The 13974-nt window shown below is 60.7% G+C and carries 14 protein-coding genes; 8 read left to right on the top strand and 6 right to left on the bottom strand.

What is annotated here, in order from left to right:
- Window positions 1–2 precede the first annotated feature (2 nt).
- The 4 genes from BLT75_RS06460 (at window position 3) to yihA (ending at window position 4886) form a co-directional block, all read left to right on the top strand.
- Window positions 3–1544: a putative bifunctional diguanylate cyclase/phosphodiesterase gene (locus BLT75_RS06460; protein WP_093028932.1), complete on the top strand. Its 1542-nt coding sequence runs from the start codon at window positions 3–5 to the stop codon at window positions 1542–1544.
- Window positions 1545–1669: 125 nt separating this feature from the next.
- Window positions 1670–3502 (top strand): membrane protein insertase YidC, encoded by a 1833-nt coding sequence (gene yidC / locus BLT75_RS06465; RefSeq protein ID WP_093028934.1) that lies wholly within the window; start codon window positions 1670–1672, stop codon window positions 3500–3502.
- Window positions 3499–4236, top strand: coding sequence for an MOSC domain-containing protein (locus BLT75_RS06470; RefSeq protein ID WP_093028936.1), 738 nt, complete (start codon window positions 3499–3501; stop codon window positions 4234–4236). The genes yidC and BLT75_RS06470 overlap by 4 nt, the downstream gene beginning before the upstream one ends.
- Complete coding sequence (gene yihA / locus BLT75_RS06475) at window positions 4233–4886, top strand: ribosome biogenesis GTP-binding protein YihA/YsxC (RefSeq protein ID WP_093028938.1); 654 nt, start codon at window positions 4233–4235, stop codon at window positions 4884–4886. Before BLT75_RS06470 ends, yihA begins: the two co-directional genes overlap by 4 nt.
- 15 nt (window positions 4887–4901) lie before the next feature.
- Here yihA and BLT75_RS06480 read toward each other — a convergent pair whose 3' ends face one another.
- Complete coding sequence (locus tag BLT75_RS06480; protein ID WP_093028940.1) at window positions 4902–5630, bottom strand: SDR family NAD(P)-dependent oxidoreductase; 729 nt, start codon at window positions 5628–5630, stop codon at window positions 4902–4904.
- A gap of 114 nt (window positions 5631–5744) precedes the next feature.
- Here BLT75_RS06480 and argB point away from each other — a divergent pair, with 114 nt between their 5' ends.
- The 4 genes from argB to BLT75_RS06500 are packed head-to-tail and all read left to right on the top strand — an operon-like array spanning window position 5745 to window position 8586.
- Window positions 5745–6608 (top strand): acetylglutamate kinase, encoded by an 864-nt coding sequence (gene argB, locus BLT75_RS06485; RefSeq protein WP_093028942.1) that lies wholly within the window; start codon window positions 5745–5747, stop codon window positions 6606–6608.
- Window positions 6609–6665: 57 nt separating this feature from the next.
- A complete protein-coding gene (locus BLT75_RS06490) occupies window positions 6666–7460 on the top strand; it encodes a sterol desaturase family protein (protein WP_093029093.1) in 795 nt (264 codons plus the stop codon).
- The gene (locus BLT75_RS06495; protein WP_093028944.1) at window positions 7457–8092 is read left to right on the top strand and encodes a ferredoxin; all 636 of its coding nucleotides are present in this window, start codon (window positions 7457–7459) and stop codon (window positions 8090–8092) included. The genes BLT75_RS06490 and BLT75_RS06495 overlap by 4 nt, the downstream gene beginning before the upstream one ends.
- Window positions 8089–8586, top strand: a complete 498-nt coding sequence (locus BLT75_RS06500) for a SixA phosphatase family protein (protein ID WP_093028946.1) — start codon at window positions 8089–8091, stop codon at window positions 8584–8586. The genes BLT75_RS06495 and BLT75_RS06500 overlap by 4 nt, the downstream gene beginning before the upstream one ends.
- Window positions 8587–8630: 44 nt before the next feature.
- Here the strand turns inward: BLT75_RS06500 and BLT75_RS06505 are convergent, their stop codons facing one another.
- From BLT75_RS06505 to BLT75_RS06525, 5 genes are all read right to left on the bottom strand, one after another.
- Window positions 8631–9395 carry an amino acid ABC transporter ATP-binding protein gene (locus BLT75_RS06505; protein ID WP_093028948.1) on the bottom strand — a complete coding sequence of 255 codons (765 nt, stop codon included), beginning with the start codon at window positions 9393–9395 and terminating at the stop codon, window positions 8631–8633.
- 12 nt (window positions 9396–9407) lie between these two features.
- Complete coding sequence (locus BLT75_RS06510) at window positions 9408–10706, bottom strand: amino acid ABC transporter permease (protein WP_093028950.1); 1299 nt, start codon at window positions 10704–10706, stop codon at window positions 9408–9410.
- Window positions 10707–10709: 3 nt separating this feature from the next.
- A complete protein-coding gene (locus tag BLT75_RS06515; RefSeq protein WP_093028952.1) occupies window positions 10710–11924 on the bottom strand; it encodes an amino acid ABC transporter permease in 1215 nt (404 codons plus the stop codon).
- 129 nt (window positions 11925–12053) lie between these two features.
- On the bottom strand, window positions 12054–13070 hold the full coding sequence (locus tag BLT75_RS06520) for an amino acid ABC transporter substrate-binding protein (protein ID WP_093029095.1): 1017 nt from the start codon (window positions 13068–13070) through the stop codon (window positions 12054–12056).
- Between the two features lie 195 nt (window positions 13071–13265).
- On the bottom strand, window positions 13266–13973 hold the full coding sequence (locus tag BLT75_RS06525) for an ATP12 family chaperone protein (protein ID WP_093028954.1): 708 nt from the start codon (window positions 13971–13973) through the stop codon (window positions 13266–13268).
- Between the last annotated feature and the right edge of the window lies 1 nt (window position 13974).

Genomic DNA, 13974 nt, shown 5'->3' on the forward strand with positions numbered 1-13974 from the left:
CAATGCTGACAAAGCCGTACCTGACCCAGATCCGAAACGAGATCGTGCCGATCCTGACCGGCCCGCCGATACTCGCCTTTTTGCCTGCGATCTCGCTGGGGGCCTATTGGTTAGGTGGTGAAATCGCACTGCTTCTGACAGCTCTTGGCCTGCCTTTGCTGTTCGCCTTTGCCGGGGCTTTCGGGAAATGGCCGGGAAAGGCGTCCGCGACGCGCATCAATCGATCGGGCCTGGTTCCACCCGAGATGTTTGACACGGCAGTCCGGCATGTTTTTCGCACCACGACAGAGACAGGGCGGAAGTCGGCCTGCTTCGTCGTTGATCTGGACGATTTTGACGAGTTGATCGACCAGCATGGCAGGGCGGCTGGCGATCTTGTTTCGCAACGGTGCGGAGAACGTATCTCAGCGGCCTTGCGCGACAATGACGTGGTCGCACAACTGAGCGAGCAGAGCTTTGCGGTCTGCCTGTCCGCCGTTTCGCATCTGGATCTGGAACTTTGCATGCAATTGGCCGGGCGCATGCAATCCGCTGTCGAGGAGCCGATCTCGCTGAATGGCGTTGCCGTCTACGTGTCCTGTTCGATCGGCTTCTGCCAGAGCAATCGCGCACCGGGGCACGGTGCAACCGATTGGCTGGAAGCTGCCAGAACCGCGCTCGGTTTCGCCCAACAGGCCGGCCCTTCGGCGATTCGCGCCTACACGAACGACATGCTGTTCAGCTCCGGCGGTGAACCCGACTTGCGGGACGAAATCGCACAGGCCCTGGAGAAGGGACAGATCCAGCCCTGGTATCAACCCCAGATTTCGACAGACACAGGCAATGTGACCGGTTTCGAAGCATTGGCCCGCTGGGTCCATCCAACCCGTGGCGTACTTGCACCCAATGTCTTTCTGCCGCTCGTCGAGCAGGCCGGTTTGATGGAACGACTGGGTCAGGTCATGCTTTACAACGCACTGACGGCACTCAAGGCCTGGGACAGTGCAGGGGTCGACGTACCGCGCGTGGGCGTCAACTTTGCGTCGGATGAATTGCACAATCCGGGCCTGGTCGAGCGGATACGATGGGAACTGGACCGTTTCAACCTGACACCGGACCGGTTGACGGTGGAAATCCTTGAAACGGTGTTTTCAAATTCGCCGGACGATGTGGTGGCCCGTAACATCGCAGGTCTGTGCAAGCTGGGCTGCCGCATAGATCTGGACGACTTCGGCACTGGCCATGCCTCCATCGCCTCGATCCGCCGCTTCGACATAACACGCATCAAGATCGACAGATCCTTCGTGATGAAGGCGGATCGCGACCCCGAGCAGCAACGCATGGTCGCAGCCATCCTGACCATGGCTGAACGTCTGGGTCTCGAAACTTTGGCCGAGGGAGTGGAAACCGTCGGTGAACATGCGGTGCTGGCGCAACTGGGTTGCGATCATGTGCAAGGGCACGGAATTGGCAAGCCGATGCCTTTTGACCAGACGCTGGACTGGATCGCCCAGCACCGTGCCAAATTGCAGGAGGCACCGCGGATTGGCCGGCAAACCAGATGAAGTCATTTGAATCTTGCCAGCCCCGGTCATTTGAAACCGACAAAAAGGGCGATTCCGCTTGACCTTTGTGCCATCACTCTGTTGAACCCTGCGTGGTCTTTCACTGCACAAGGTGGCTGTCCCCGATGGACGATCAGAACAAGAATCTCATCCTCGCAACAGCGCTCAGCTTTCTGGTGATCCTGGTGTGGTTCATCCTGTTCCCGCCGCCCGAACAAAGCAATGCACCGCAGGACACGGCGATTACCACGTCACAGGGGACGGGCATTCAGGCTCCCGATGCGGCGGCGCCGGCTGCCGCCGCTGGTGATGCCGCCGCGGCTGCGGCCGACGCCACCGTGAAAGCCGATGCTCCGCGCGTCGCCATCGACACCCCGCGGCTGTCCGGCAGCATGTCCCTGCTTGGCGGGCGCATAGACGAACTGTCTCTCAAGGATTACCGCGTATCGCTGGACGATGACGCCGAGATTGTCGAGCTTCTTGCCCCGACCGGCTCGCCGTCTGCCTATTACGCGCTTTACGGATGGGCACCGGGATCCGGCCTTTCCGCAACCGATGTCCCAGGGCCGTTGACCGAGTGGACCGTGACCGAGGGTGAAACCCTGGGTGTCGGCACGCCGGTCACTCTCAGCTGGAGCAATGAAAACGGTCTGACCTTCCGCAACACGATCGCCGTCGACGAAGATTTCATGTTCACGGTCACCCAATCGGTCGAGAATACCACAACCGCGCCGATCAGCGCCGCGCCCTACGGGATTCTTGCCCGCCACGGAATCGGCGAAGATGCAGACCTGCCCGGGCTGAAGAACTTCTTCATCCTGCACGAAGGCGTCGTGGCGATGAACGACGGCACGCTTTCCGAAATCAAGTACAAGGATGTGCGCAAGTTCGACATCGACCCCGGCGAAGGCGCGCAGGCCGAAGTTTTCCAGAACAAGTCCGAAGGCTGGATCGGTTTTACCGACCACTATTGGATGACCACTCTGATCCCCGACGCAGGCTCTCCCTTCAGGTCGGCCGCCAAATATGATGACCGCCGCAAGATTTATCAGGCGGAAACGGTTCTGCCGACGATGACGGTCGCGCCTGGCGAAACCGCCCAGGTCAGCACCCGCCTCTTCGCTGGCGCCAAGGAGTGGGAAACCATCCGGGCCTATCAGAACAACGGTGTCCAGAAATACATCGACAGCATCGACTGGGGCTGGTTCTTCTTCCTGACCAAGCCGATTTTCTGGCTGCTGCATCAGTTGCACGGTCTGATCGGCAATATGGGATGGGCGATCATCGGCCTGACGTTGATCATCAAGGCGATCGTCTTCCCGCTGGCGCTGAAGTCCTATGTCTCGATGGCGAAGATGAAAGAGCTTCAGCCGCAGATGGAGGCACTGAAAGAAGCCGCCGGAGATGATCGTCAAAAGCTCCAACAGGGCATGATGGAGCTTTACAAGAAGGAAAAGGTCAACCCGGCGGCGGGCTGCTTGCCCATCCTTCTGCAGATTCCGATCTTCTTCTCGCTCTACAAGGTGATCTTTGTCACGATCGAATTGCGCCATGCGCCCTGGTTCGGACCGTTTCAGGACCTCAGCATGCCGGATCCGACTTCGATCATGAACCTGTTCGGCCTCATGCCCTGGTCCGGGCCCGAGGCGGGTTCGCTGGCCGCGACCATCCTGATCGGGATACTGCCGCTGCTGTTGGGCATATCCATGTGGCTGCAACAGAAACTGAACCCGGCGCCCACCGATCCGACCCAGGCGATGATCTTTGCCTGGATGCCTTGGGTGTTCATGTTCATGCTGGGCAGCTTTGCCAGCGGCCTCGTGGTGTACTGGATCGCCAACAACACGATCACCTTTACCCAGCAGTACATCATCATGCGCAGCCACGGGTACAAGCCGGACGTGTTCGGCAACATCAAGTCGGGCTTCAAGCGCACGCCAAAGGACGAAAAGAAATGACCGGAAAGGTCACCGGGCTCTGGCGGCATCCGATCAAGAGCCATGGACGCGAGGCGCTGGAAAGCGTCAGTTTGAACCCCGGGCAGACCATGCCCGGGGATCGCATTTGGGCAGTCGCGCATGAAGAGTCGCGCGCCGACGGCTCGGCCTGGGCGCCGTGCCAGAATTTCACACTGGTCTCAAAGGTTCCGGCCCTGATGGCGATGAGCGCGCGACTGCGCGGTGACGACGTGACATTGAGCCATCCTGACAGGCCCGACCTGACCTTTGCCCCAGACCGGGAAGGGGCGCTGTTTCTGGACTGGGTCATGCCACTGATGCCGGAAAACCGCGCACAATCAGCCCGTATCGTCCGGGTTCCGGGCCGCGGCATGACCGACAGCGATTTTCCCTCGATCACATTGTGCAACATGGCGTCTCACCGCGCCGTGGAGCAGAAGATGGGCCGCAGCCTGTCGCCGCTGCGCTGGCGCAGCAACATCTGGTTCGACGGCCTGCCGGTCTGGGAGGAGTTCGACTGGATCGGCCGCGAAGTGCGGGTGGGAGAAGTCGTGTTTGCCGTGCGCGAACGCACCGAGCGGTGCATGTCCGTCAACACCAATCCCGAAACGGGGATCCGCGATGCCGAAACTCTGGGCACGCTCGAAACCTGGGGGCATCGCGATTTCAGCGTCCGGGCCGAGGTGCTGCGAGGCGGCGATATCCGCATCGGTGACGAGGTACGCCCGCTATGACCAGCCTTCCCTTCCCTCTTGCCGCCGAACCCGACGAACTTGCCGCCGAAACCGGGCGCAGGCTGTTCGCCGGACAGTCGGAATTCGTCAAAGGCGTGGTCGCCATGTCCGGCCTGCCGCCCGCAGACCGGATCGAGGTCTGTTTCGCCGGCCGGTCGAATGTCGGCAAGTCGAGCCTGATCAATGCGCTGACCGGCACCAAGGGGCTGGCGCGCGCGTCCAACACGCCGGGGCGGACACAGGAGATCAACTACTTTACCCAGGGCCCCGATCTTTATCTGGTCGACCTGCCAGGCTATGGCTATGCCAACGCGCCACTCAAGATCGTCGAGAAATGGCAGAAACTGCTGAAACAATATCTGAGCGGCCGCCAGACCCTGCGCCGTGCCTTTGTGCTGATCGACGCCCGCCACGGGGTCAAGGCGGTCGATGACGAGATCATGAAACTGCTCGACACCAGCGCGGTGACCTTTCAATGCGTGCTGACAAAGGCCGACAAGGTCAAGGCCGCGGAACGGGAAAAGGTGCTGGCGCAGGTGCGCGGCGCGCTGGCCAGGCATCCCGCCGCCTTTCCGGAAATCGTCTTGACCTCGTCAGAAAAAGGCGATGGCATCCCGACTCTGAGGTCCATCATCGCCCATCTGGTCTGAGAGAGTGGCTCGGCATCAGACGTGCTGGGCGCCATTCACCTCGATTTCGGTTCCCGAGATGTAAGAGCTTTCCGGAGAACAGAGGAAATAGATCGCCGCGGCCACCTCGGCGGGTTGCCCAAGGCGCTGCAAGGGCAGTTTCTCGACTATCTTCTCGGTTCCGGGACTAAGGATCGAGGTTTCGACCTCGCCTGGTGCGATCGCATTGACCCGCACGCCCAAGGGGCCGAAATCATGCGCCATCTCGCGCGTCAGGGCCGCCAGCGCGGCCTTTGACGTCGCATAGGCGGCACCGGCAAAGGGGTGCACACGTGATCCGGCGATGGATGTCACGTTGACCACCGAGCCCTTGGCGGCTGCCAGTTCATCCTTCAGAGACCGCGCCAGCACCACCGGCGCAAAGAAGTTGACATGAAACACATGCCCCCAGTCCGACAGGTCGGTGCTCAGCGTGCTGAGCCGCTCGCCATTCGGCCCTTTGGGTGAAATCCCCGCATTGTTGACCAGCGCATCCAGCCGGCCATTCAGCTTCGCCCGAATGGTTTCCGCGGCGGCGATGGTGGCTTGCGGGTCGCTCAGGTCGATCTCGACATGATTACGCTCGCCGTTGCTCCAAGGGCATCCCGGCGGGACCGGTTCGCGTGAACAGGTGATTACCCGCCAGCCTTCGGCGACGAACCGTCTCACGGTCGCATGACCAATACCCCGGCTGGCGCCGGTCAGGACAAGTGTTTTCTGTGGCATGTTTCGCCCTCGGTGGCAGATTTTCACGGAGAGTAACATAGCGCCAACCAGTGGCAATGCCCTTGGCAGACGCCCTTAAAAGCCCTAACACGGGGCGCCAGAGGGACCCTTGCCATGAAGAAACGAGACATGAATCGCGATTGGATTGCCACAGCCGCCACGCTCAATGCCGCCCTGCCTTATCTTCAGCGTTACGATGACGCAGTCGTCGTGATCAAGCTGGGCGGCCACGCCATGGGCAGCGACGAAGGCATGGAAAGCTTTGCCCGGGACGTGGTGCTCCTGCGTCAGGTGGGTGTGAACCCGGTCGTTGTGCATGGCGGCGGACCGATGATCAATGCGATGCTCGACAAGCTCGACATCCAGTCGGAATTCGTGAACGGCAAGCGGGTCACCGATACCGCGACGGTCGAGGTGGTCGAGATGGTTCTGTCCGGCGTCGTCAACAAGCGCATCGTACAGGCAATCAACCGTCAGGGCGGCAAGGCTGTGGGCCTTTCAGGCAAGGATGCCGACCTGATGATCTGTGACCAGACCGACCCCAGCCTGGGCTTCGTGGGGACGCCTTCGAAGATGAACCCCGAATTGCTGCGCAACCTCTTTGCCCATGACATCATCCCGGTGATTGCGCCGCTCGGGGCCGGGCGCAATGGTGAGACGTTCAACATCAACGGCGACACCGCGGCAGGCGCCATCGCAGGGGCGCTGAAAGCCGACCGACTGCTGCTGCTGACAGATGTTTCGGGCGTGAAGAATGCCAATGGCGAAGTTCTGACCGAACTCAAGGCCGCCCAGATCCGCGAAATGGTCGCGGATGGAACGATTGCTGGCGGCATGATCCCCAAGACAGAGACAGCGCTCGATGCACTCGACAAGGGTGTGCGCGCTGTCGTCATCCTTGATGGTCGTGTCGCCAACGCGGTGCTGCTGGAACTTTACACCGAACATGGCGCGGGGTCACTGATCCGCGCCGAGTAAACGGATATTGAATAAAGCGGGCTTGCGTTCTTCCGTCACATGCACAAATGTGAATGGATGGAGAATGAAAGCCTGATCCGTCTGGCTGTGTTCATCGGCCTTTTCGCTATGTTCGCCGTTTGCGAGCGGCTTGCCCCCCGCCGCGGGACGCATCCGCGCCGGCCAAGGCGCTGGCTGACGAACCTGTCGATATCTGTACTGAACACTGTCACGCTCCGCATGATGGCCTTTGGGTTGCCGTTGCTTGCAGTTGGCGCAGCTCTGGATGCTTCGGCGCAAGGCTGGGGGCTGTTCAACCATCTGGGGTGGCCGGCATGGGCCGAAACCGTGCTGGCCGTACTCATTCTGGACTTTGCGATCTGGGCGCAGCATCTGGTCACTCACAAGATACCGTTGCTTTGGCGTCTCCACCGGGTTCATCACGCCGATACCGATATTGATGTCACCACGGCGATCCGGTTCCACCCGGTCGAGATTGCCCTATCCATGCTTCTCAAGATCGGGCTTGTCTACCTGCTCGGGGCTTCTGCCCTGGCAGTGGTCCTGTTCGAAATCCTGTTGAATGGCACTGCCCTGTTTACACATTCGAACCTCAGGTTGCCCCTTGCACTGGATAGCCTGCTGCGCAAGGTTCTTGTCACCCCCGACATGCACCGGGTACATCATTCGGTGCTGCGCGAGGAGCATGACAGCAACTATGGCTTTGCCTTGTCGATCTGGGATCGTTTGATGGGAACCTATGTGGCGCAGCCCTCAAAGGGGCATGAAGGGATGACCATCGGTCTTGGCTGGCAGGACGATAACCCCTCGCAACTGGGCTGGAGCCTGCTCCTGCCGTTTCGCCGCCGATGATCCTTGGAGAGATCACCACCGCCGCAGCCGAATCCGCGCTGATCGTGATGGGCGGGCTGCATCCTTCGGACAACGAAGCGACCGTAATTCTGCTGGGGACCGGGCCGGGCTTCTGGTCAGTGTTCACGGCCGCGCCGGAGTATCTCGACGGGGCCCCCGATCCGCTGGACCGGTGGTCAAAGCGGGTGATTGGCGCCATGGCCGACGCGGCCGGGGCGACGACACAATACCCTTCGGACGGACCGCCATACCCGCCGTTCATCGCTTGGGCACTGGCGTCGGGCCGGTTTCACACCAGCCCAATCGGCATGATGGTACATGATACCGTCGGACTGATGATCTCGCTCCGTGGCGCGATCCTGCTGCCCGCGCGTATCGAACTGCCACCGGCTGACTTCCCGCATCCCTGCCCCGACTGTGACGCCCCCTGCACACGCGCCTGCCCCGTCGGAGCCCTGTCCGCCGAACGGGCCTATGACGTAGCCGCCTGTCACGGATATCTGGACACCGCCGCTGGGTCTGATTGTATGGATAACGGCTGTGCTGCCCGACTCGCTTGCCCCCTTAGTGCTGGAGCGCACCGGGATCCTGCCCAGTCCGCACTCCATATGAAGGCGTTTTTTCGCAGATGACCCGCACCCTGATCCTGACCCGGCATGCCAAGTCCTCCTGGGGCGATCATACCCTGAGCGATCACGCCCGTCCGCTCAACAATCGTGGCCGAAAGTCCGCCGTGGCTCTTGGCGAATGGCTGCGCGACAAAGGATGGATCCCCGATCAGGTTCTGTGTTCCTCCGCGGTGCGCACGCGGGAAACCTGGGCCGGGATGGCGTTTGACGATCCCCGGCCGCACTTTACCGACGCGCTCTATCATGCCGGTCCGACAGAAATTCTGGAGACCTTGAAAGCGGCCACCGGCACATCCGTTTTACTGCTGGGGCACAATCCGGGAATCGCCGAGTTTGCCGGCAACATCGTTGAAGAAGCACCCTCCCACGCGCGTTTCTTCGATTATCCGACCGGCGCTACAACCGTGATCGAGTTTGCAATCGACGCGTGGGGCGATGTTCGATGGCACAGCGGCGAAGTACTGGACTTCGTGGTGCCACGCGAACTGATCGAATAGAAAAGGGCGGGGACTTCCCGCCCTTTCTCGTCTCTTCAAACCGTTCAATGTCCCAGAATCTGGCTGAGGAACAGCTTGGTCCGGTCGCTTTTAGGATTGAGAAAGAACTCTTCGGGTTCATTCTGTTCCACGATCTGGCCCGCATCCATGAAGATGACGCGGTTGGCGACCTGGCGGGCAAAGCCCATCTCGTGCGTCACGCAGAGCATGGTCATGCCTTCCTCGGCCAGTTCGATCATGGTGTCGAGCACTTCCTTGATCATCTCGGGGTCAAGTGCCGAGGTCGGTTCGTCGAACAGCATGATGCGCGGCCGCATGCACAGGCTGCGGGCGATGGCCACGCGCTGCTGCTGACCGCCTGACAACTGGCCGGGATACTTGTTGGCCTGTTCGGGGATCTTGACCTTTTCCAGGAAATGCATCGCCGTCGCTTCGGCTTCCTTCCGGGGAATCTTGCGTACCCAGATCGGCGCCAGCGTACAGTTCTCCAGAATGGTCAGGTGCGGGAACAGGTTGAAGTGCTGGAACACCATCCCGACCTCTGACCGGATCTTGTCGACATTCTTGAGGTCGGAGGACAGCAAGGTGCCATCCACGGTGATCGAGCCCTGCTGGTGTTCCTCCAGCGCGTTGATGCAGCGGATCAGGGTCGACTTGCCCGAACCGGAGGGACCGCAGATCACGATCCGCTCACCCTGGTAGACGGTCAGGTTGATGTCCCGCAGCACGTGGAACGCCCCGTACCACTTGTTCATCTTGTCGATGGTGATCGCTACCTGGTCAGAGACCTTCATTTGAGCTTCAGCCATTGTCTGGCCTCCTTATCGATGGTCGGTCGCAAGACGGCGTTCCAGCCACTGCGAGTATTGTGAAATCCCGTAACAGACGACGAAGAACAGCGCGGCGGCAAAGCCCAGCAGTTCCCAATAGACACCGTTCCATTCAGTCGAGGCGAGGATCGGACCGCGGATCATGCCAACCAGGTCGAACATCGAGATGACCGACACAAGGGTCGTATCCTTGAACAGGCCCACCGCCACGTTGACGATCCCGGGAATCGAGATCTTCAGCGCCTGCGGCAGGATGATCAGCCGCATCGCCTGAGCATAGTCCAGCCCCAGCGAATCTGCCGCCTCGTACTGCCCGCGCGGCAGAGCCGCCAGGCCGCCGCGGATGACCTCGGCGATATAGGCGGAGGAGAACATGGTGATCATGATCACCACGCGCAGGAACAGGTCGACGGTTGATTCCGGCGGGAAGAAATAGGACAGCATGACACTGGCCACGAACAGCAGCGTGATCAGCGGAACGCCCCGGATAAACTCGATGAAGACCACGCAGATCCACTTGATCAGCGGCATGCTCGACTGCCGGCCCAGCGCCAGCGCAATCCCGATTGGCAGGGACAGGGACACGCAGGTCACCCCCAGCATCATGTTCAGCATGAAGCCGCCCAGATCCCGGCTGGGAACCGCGGGAAGCAGCGCATTGTCCGAAGCGCCTTCGGGGATAAGCACGCCGCCCAACGTCCAGACGACCAGGGCCGCCACGATCCCGCCAAAGAACCCGGCTGCAAAGTTCGATGCAACCAGACGCTGGTAGACCAGGCCACCCACAACGCAGCCCGCCAGCGCCAGTAGCGGCGTCAGGATGGTGCCGCCCCAGATCAGCCAGAAGGCCAGGAACGGGTAGAGCCCGGTGAAGATCAGCAGCTTGCGCGGAAGATCGAAGAACAGGACCGGGGCCGCCGCGATGAACAGCAGCACGAAGGCCAGGGTCGGGCGCCAGTACTCATCCGCGGGATACTTGAACCCGTAGAGCAGCTGAGGCCAGCGTTCGGTCAGCACGGCAAAGCAGGCGCCACTGGTGCCATTCAGGATTTCACGGCATTCGCTCAGGCTGCTGGCGGTCCAGACCCCGTTCAGGATCCAGGGCAGTGTCGGCGACAGGATCAGGTAGATCGCGTAGATCGACAGCAGGGTCAGGACCGAGTTTGCAGGGGAGGCGAACAGGTTCTCGCGCATCCACTTGACCGGCCCCGAGGCCACTCCGGGCGGAGGGGATTCGGGTACGAACTCGGTCCGGACGAAGGCGACGTCATGGGCATGTTGCTCGGACATGGCTCAGCGCTCCTTCAGCTTGATGGCGTTATTGTAGACGTTCATGAAGGCCGAGATGCACAACGAGATCGTCAGGTAGAACAGCATCAGCAACAGTACGCATTCGATCGCGCGACCCGTCTGGTTCAGCGTGATCCCGCCCAGAGTGGCAGTGATGTCGGCATATCCCACGGCAATGGCCAGCGACGAGTTCTTGGTGATGTTGAGATACTGCGAAATCAGCGGCGGGATGATCACCCGCAGGGCCTGCGGCAGGATCACAAGGCTCATGATCCGGCCCGAGCGCAACCCCAGGGCCGCGGCGGCCTCGGTCTGGCCCTTGCTCACCGCCTGGATGCCTGCTCGCACGTTTTCGGCGATGAAGGCGCCGGTATAGATCGACAGCGCGAACCACAAGGCGATCAGCGGGCCACCAACCTTGATCCCGCCCTGGAAGTTGAAACCTTTCAGTTCGGGCACATCCAGCGTGACCGGTTTGCCCATGATGAAGAACATCAGGATCGTGGGCAGGAAGAACAGCGCGATACTGGGCCAGAAAACAGGCAGCAACCGGCCGGTGTCATACAACAGCTTGGTTGTGTACTTGCGGTAGGCGATGATCGCCACGATCGAGGCCACGAAGGTCAGAACCACCACCATCGAACCCGGTCCCCAGACCGGCGCAGGGGTGTAGATGCCACGGTTGGTGAAGGCAAAGGACCCCATGACCATGCTGGCATCCGGTTCGGCGCCACGAAATGCGCTGGGGGCCGGCAGAACCGCGGTCATGATGGTGAAGATGATGATGATCCAGATCAGCACCGGGATGTTCCGGAAGATCTCGACGTAGAATGCCATCAGCTTGGACACCAGCCAGTTGTTCGACAACCGGAGTACACCGGCCAGAACTCCGAATATGGTGGCCGTCACACAGGCCAGCACCGCCACGACCAGCGTGTTCAGCACGCCGACCACCGCCGCTCGGGCATGAGACGACTGGCTGTCATACTCGACCAGCGTCTGGTTGATGTCATACCCGGCAGGCGCGCCGAGGAATTCGAACGAAATGTTCAGCCCGGCAGCGCGCAGGTTGCTGATCAGGTTGCTGCCCAGGTAGAAGATCGATAACGCCAGCAGCAGCGCGGCCAGCGCCTGGAAGGTCAGTGAGCGATACCGAGTATCGTAAACCAGCATCGACAGGCGGAATTGCTGTGTCGGTGGATCTGATAATGTTGTCATGAATGACGTCCCCGTAGAGGTCCGATCGTCTTGTTTTGGCCCGGTTAAACCCCGGCTCGGTCGCGATCGGTTTGATCTGTTCGCATATGAAAAGGGCGCAGGTTGCCCTGCGCCCTTTTGCAGGAATGTTTAGCGGAACGGCGGCGAATACAGCAGGCCGCCATCAGTCCATTGGGCGTTCAGGCCGCGTGCCAGACCGATCGGGGTGCTTTCGCCGATGTTCTGGGCGAAGACCTCGCCATAGTTGCCACCAACCTTGATCGCGCGCATGGCCCACTGGGCGTCCAGGCCCAGCATTTCACCCAGGGTGCCTTCGGTGCCGAGGATACGGTTGATTTCCGGGTTGTTGGTACCGGCTGCCATCTCGTCGATATTCGCCGAGGTTACACCATATTCTTCGGCCGAGATCAGGGCGTTCAGCGTCCAGCGAACGACGTCCGCCCACTCGTTGTCGCCGTGGCGGACGAGCGGTCCGAGCGGCTCTTTCGAGATGATTTCAGGCAGCAGGACGTGATCGCCCGGGTTCTCGAACGTGGCGCGGGTTGCAGCCAGGCCCGACGCGTCGGTGGTGTACACGTCACATGCACCAGCCAGGTACTGCTGTTGCGCTTCGGCGTTGGTTTCGATCGGAACCGGCTCGTAGCTGATGTTGTTGGCGCGGAAGAAATCCGCGAGGTTCAGTTCGGTGGTGGTACCAGTCTGGATGCAGACAGTGGCGCCGTCCAGTTCCTTTGCCGAGGACACGCCCAGCGCCTTGGGAACCATGAAGCCCTGTCCGTCATAGTAGTTGACGCCCACGAATTCGAACTTCAGGTCCACATCGCGGCTGAAGGTCCAGGTAGTGTTGCGGGCCAATACGTCGACTTCGCCGGATGCCAGGGCGGTGAAGCGGGTCTTGCCGGTGGTCGGGACAAACTCGACCGCGTTGCCATCACCCAGCACGGCAGCAGCAACTGCACGGCACAGGGCCACGTCAAAACCTTTCCACTCCCCATTCGAATCCGGTGCCGCAAAGCCAACCAGGCCGGTGGTCACACCGCAGTTCAGCTTGCCGCGAGCCTTGACGTCATCAATGGTGCCTGCGGCAGCAGCACCTGCTGCCAGACCGGCTACCGTGAGAGCGCCCCAAAGTACGGATTTCTTCATTTTTACCTCTTCCTGATTTTCCATTCCTTTTGCGGAACGGTTCGACCGCCACTCTTTGGCGGCGGCGCGGAGATCGAAGGGCGTTTCCCTTCAATGGCATCAAGTGTGAGCGCAATCACGAACAAAGGTCAAGGCTTTGGTTCAGGTTTTGACCATACGATCAATCCCAATGCCGTCAGTTTGACGAATTTTGCCTCAGGACGAGAGATCGAAGAACCGCTTTGCGTGCAAAAAGGCCTGTCGCTTGATTTCGGCGAGGGCCTGCGCTTCCTCGTCGGGCCCCCATTGTTCCTCTTGCCAGATCTCATCCAGACGGGAAATCCGCCAGATCTCGTCCGGATCACGCCAAGCCATCGCCGCGGCGAAACCCAGGACAAGCGAGCCGCTCAAACTGACGAGATCGTGAAACGCCGCGAGTTGGAAATCGGACAAGGCATGCACGCGCGCAGTCAGTTTCTTCTGCGCTTCCAGCGGTTGGGCGCGGTGCATCAGGCCATCGACGGTCACAAGACGGACCCCCAGGGTTTCAGCGGCCCAATCCAGCGCCGGGTCCCAGAGTCTTGATTGCCGGGCAACCAGTTCGGCGGGTGTCACAGCACGATAGCAGAGCAAATCCGAATCGCCGTAAGCCGCAAGAAGTTCGGCCACCTCGGCATGCTGCACGCGGACCTTGTCGATCGCGGCATTGGCTGACCTTGTGAACGGCATGGAGCGCGGATCGACTTCCTTTTCCTGCGCATCCCATTCGACGGCAACCGCCTCGGCCATTGCACGCGAAGGCAGGACCAGCAGGGTCTTGGCCGGGGTTTTCACCGGGCGGCCATCCAGTTCGACGGTATAGCCGCCCTCGCATTCGGCGACACTCGCCAGTTTCCAGAATCGTTTCGGTTTCCAGTCGCTCATC

The organism is Ruegeria marina (assembly GCF_900101475.1).
Classification (GTDB): Bacteria; Pseudomonadota; Alphaproteobacteria; order Rhodobacterales; family Rhodobacteraceae; genus Ruegeria_B; species Ruegeria_B marina.

Bases quoted from the DNA above. Each gene is read 5' to 3' on its own strand.
- BLT75_RS06515 (WP_093028952.1), bottom strand. From the start codon at position 11,924: ATGACAACATTATCAGATCCACCGACACAGCAATTCCGCCTGTCGATG.
- yidC (WP_093028934.1), top strand. From the start codon at position 1,670: ATGGACGATCAGAACAAGAATCTCATCCTCGCAACAGCGCTCAGCTTT.
- BLT75_RS06495 (WP_093028944.1), top strand. From the start codon at position 7,457: ATGATCCTTGGAGAGATCACCACCGCCGCAGCCGAATCCGCGCTGATC.
- BLT75_RS06510 (WP_093028950.1), bottom strand. From the start codon at position 10,706: ATGTCCGAGCAACATGCCCATGACGTCGCCTTCGTCCGGACCGAGTTC.
- BLT75_RS06505 (WP_093028948.1), bottom strand. From the start codon at position 9,395: ATGGCTGAAGCTCAAATGAAGGTCTCTGACCAGGTAGCGATCACCATC.
- BLT75_RS06520 (WP_093029095.1), bottom strand. From the start codon at position 13,070: ATGAAGAAATCCGTACTTTGGGGCGCTCTCACGGTAGCCGGTCTGGCA.
- BLT75_RS06480 (WP_093028940.1), bottom strand. From the start codon at position 5,630: ATGCCACAGAAAACACTTGTCCTGACCGGCGCCAGCCGGGGTATTGGT.
- BLT75_RS06460 (WP_093028932.1), top strand. From the start codon at position 3: ATGCTGACAAAGCCGTACCTGACCCAGATCCGAAACGAGATCGTGCCG.
- BLT75_RS06490 (WP_093029093.1), top strand. From the start codon at position 6,666: ATGGAGAATGAAAGCCTGATCCGTCTGGCTGTGTTCATCGGCCTTTTC.
- yihA (WP_093028938.1), top strand. From the start codon at position 4,233: ATGACCAGCCTTCCCTTCCCTCTTGCCGCCGAACCCGACGAACTTGCC.
- BLT75_RS06470 (WP_093028936.1), top strand. From the start codon at position 3,499: ATGACCGGAAAGGTCACCGGGCTCTGGCGGCATCCGATCAAGAGCCAT.
- BLT75_RS06500 (WP_093028946.1), top strand. From the start codon at position 8,089: ATGACCCGCACCCTGATCCTGACCCGGCATGCCAAGTCCTCCTGGGGC.
- BLT75_RS06525 (WP_093028954.1), bottom strand. From the start codon at position 13,973: ATGAGCGACTGGAAACCGAAACGATTCTGGAAACTGGCGAGTGTCGCC.
- argB (WP_093028942.1), top strand. From the start codon at position 5,745: ATGAAGAAACGAGACATGAATCGCGATTGGATTGCCACAGCCGCCACG.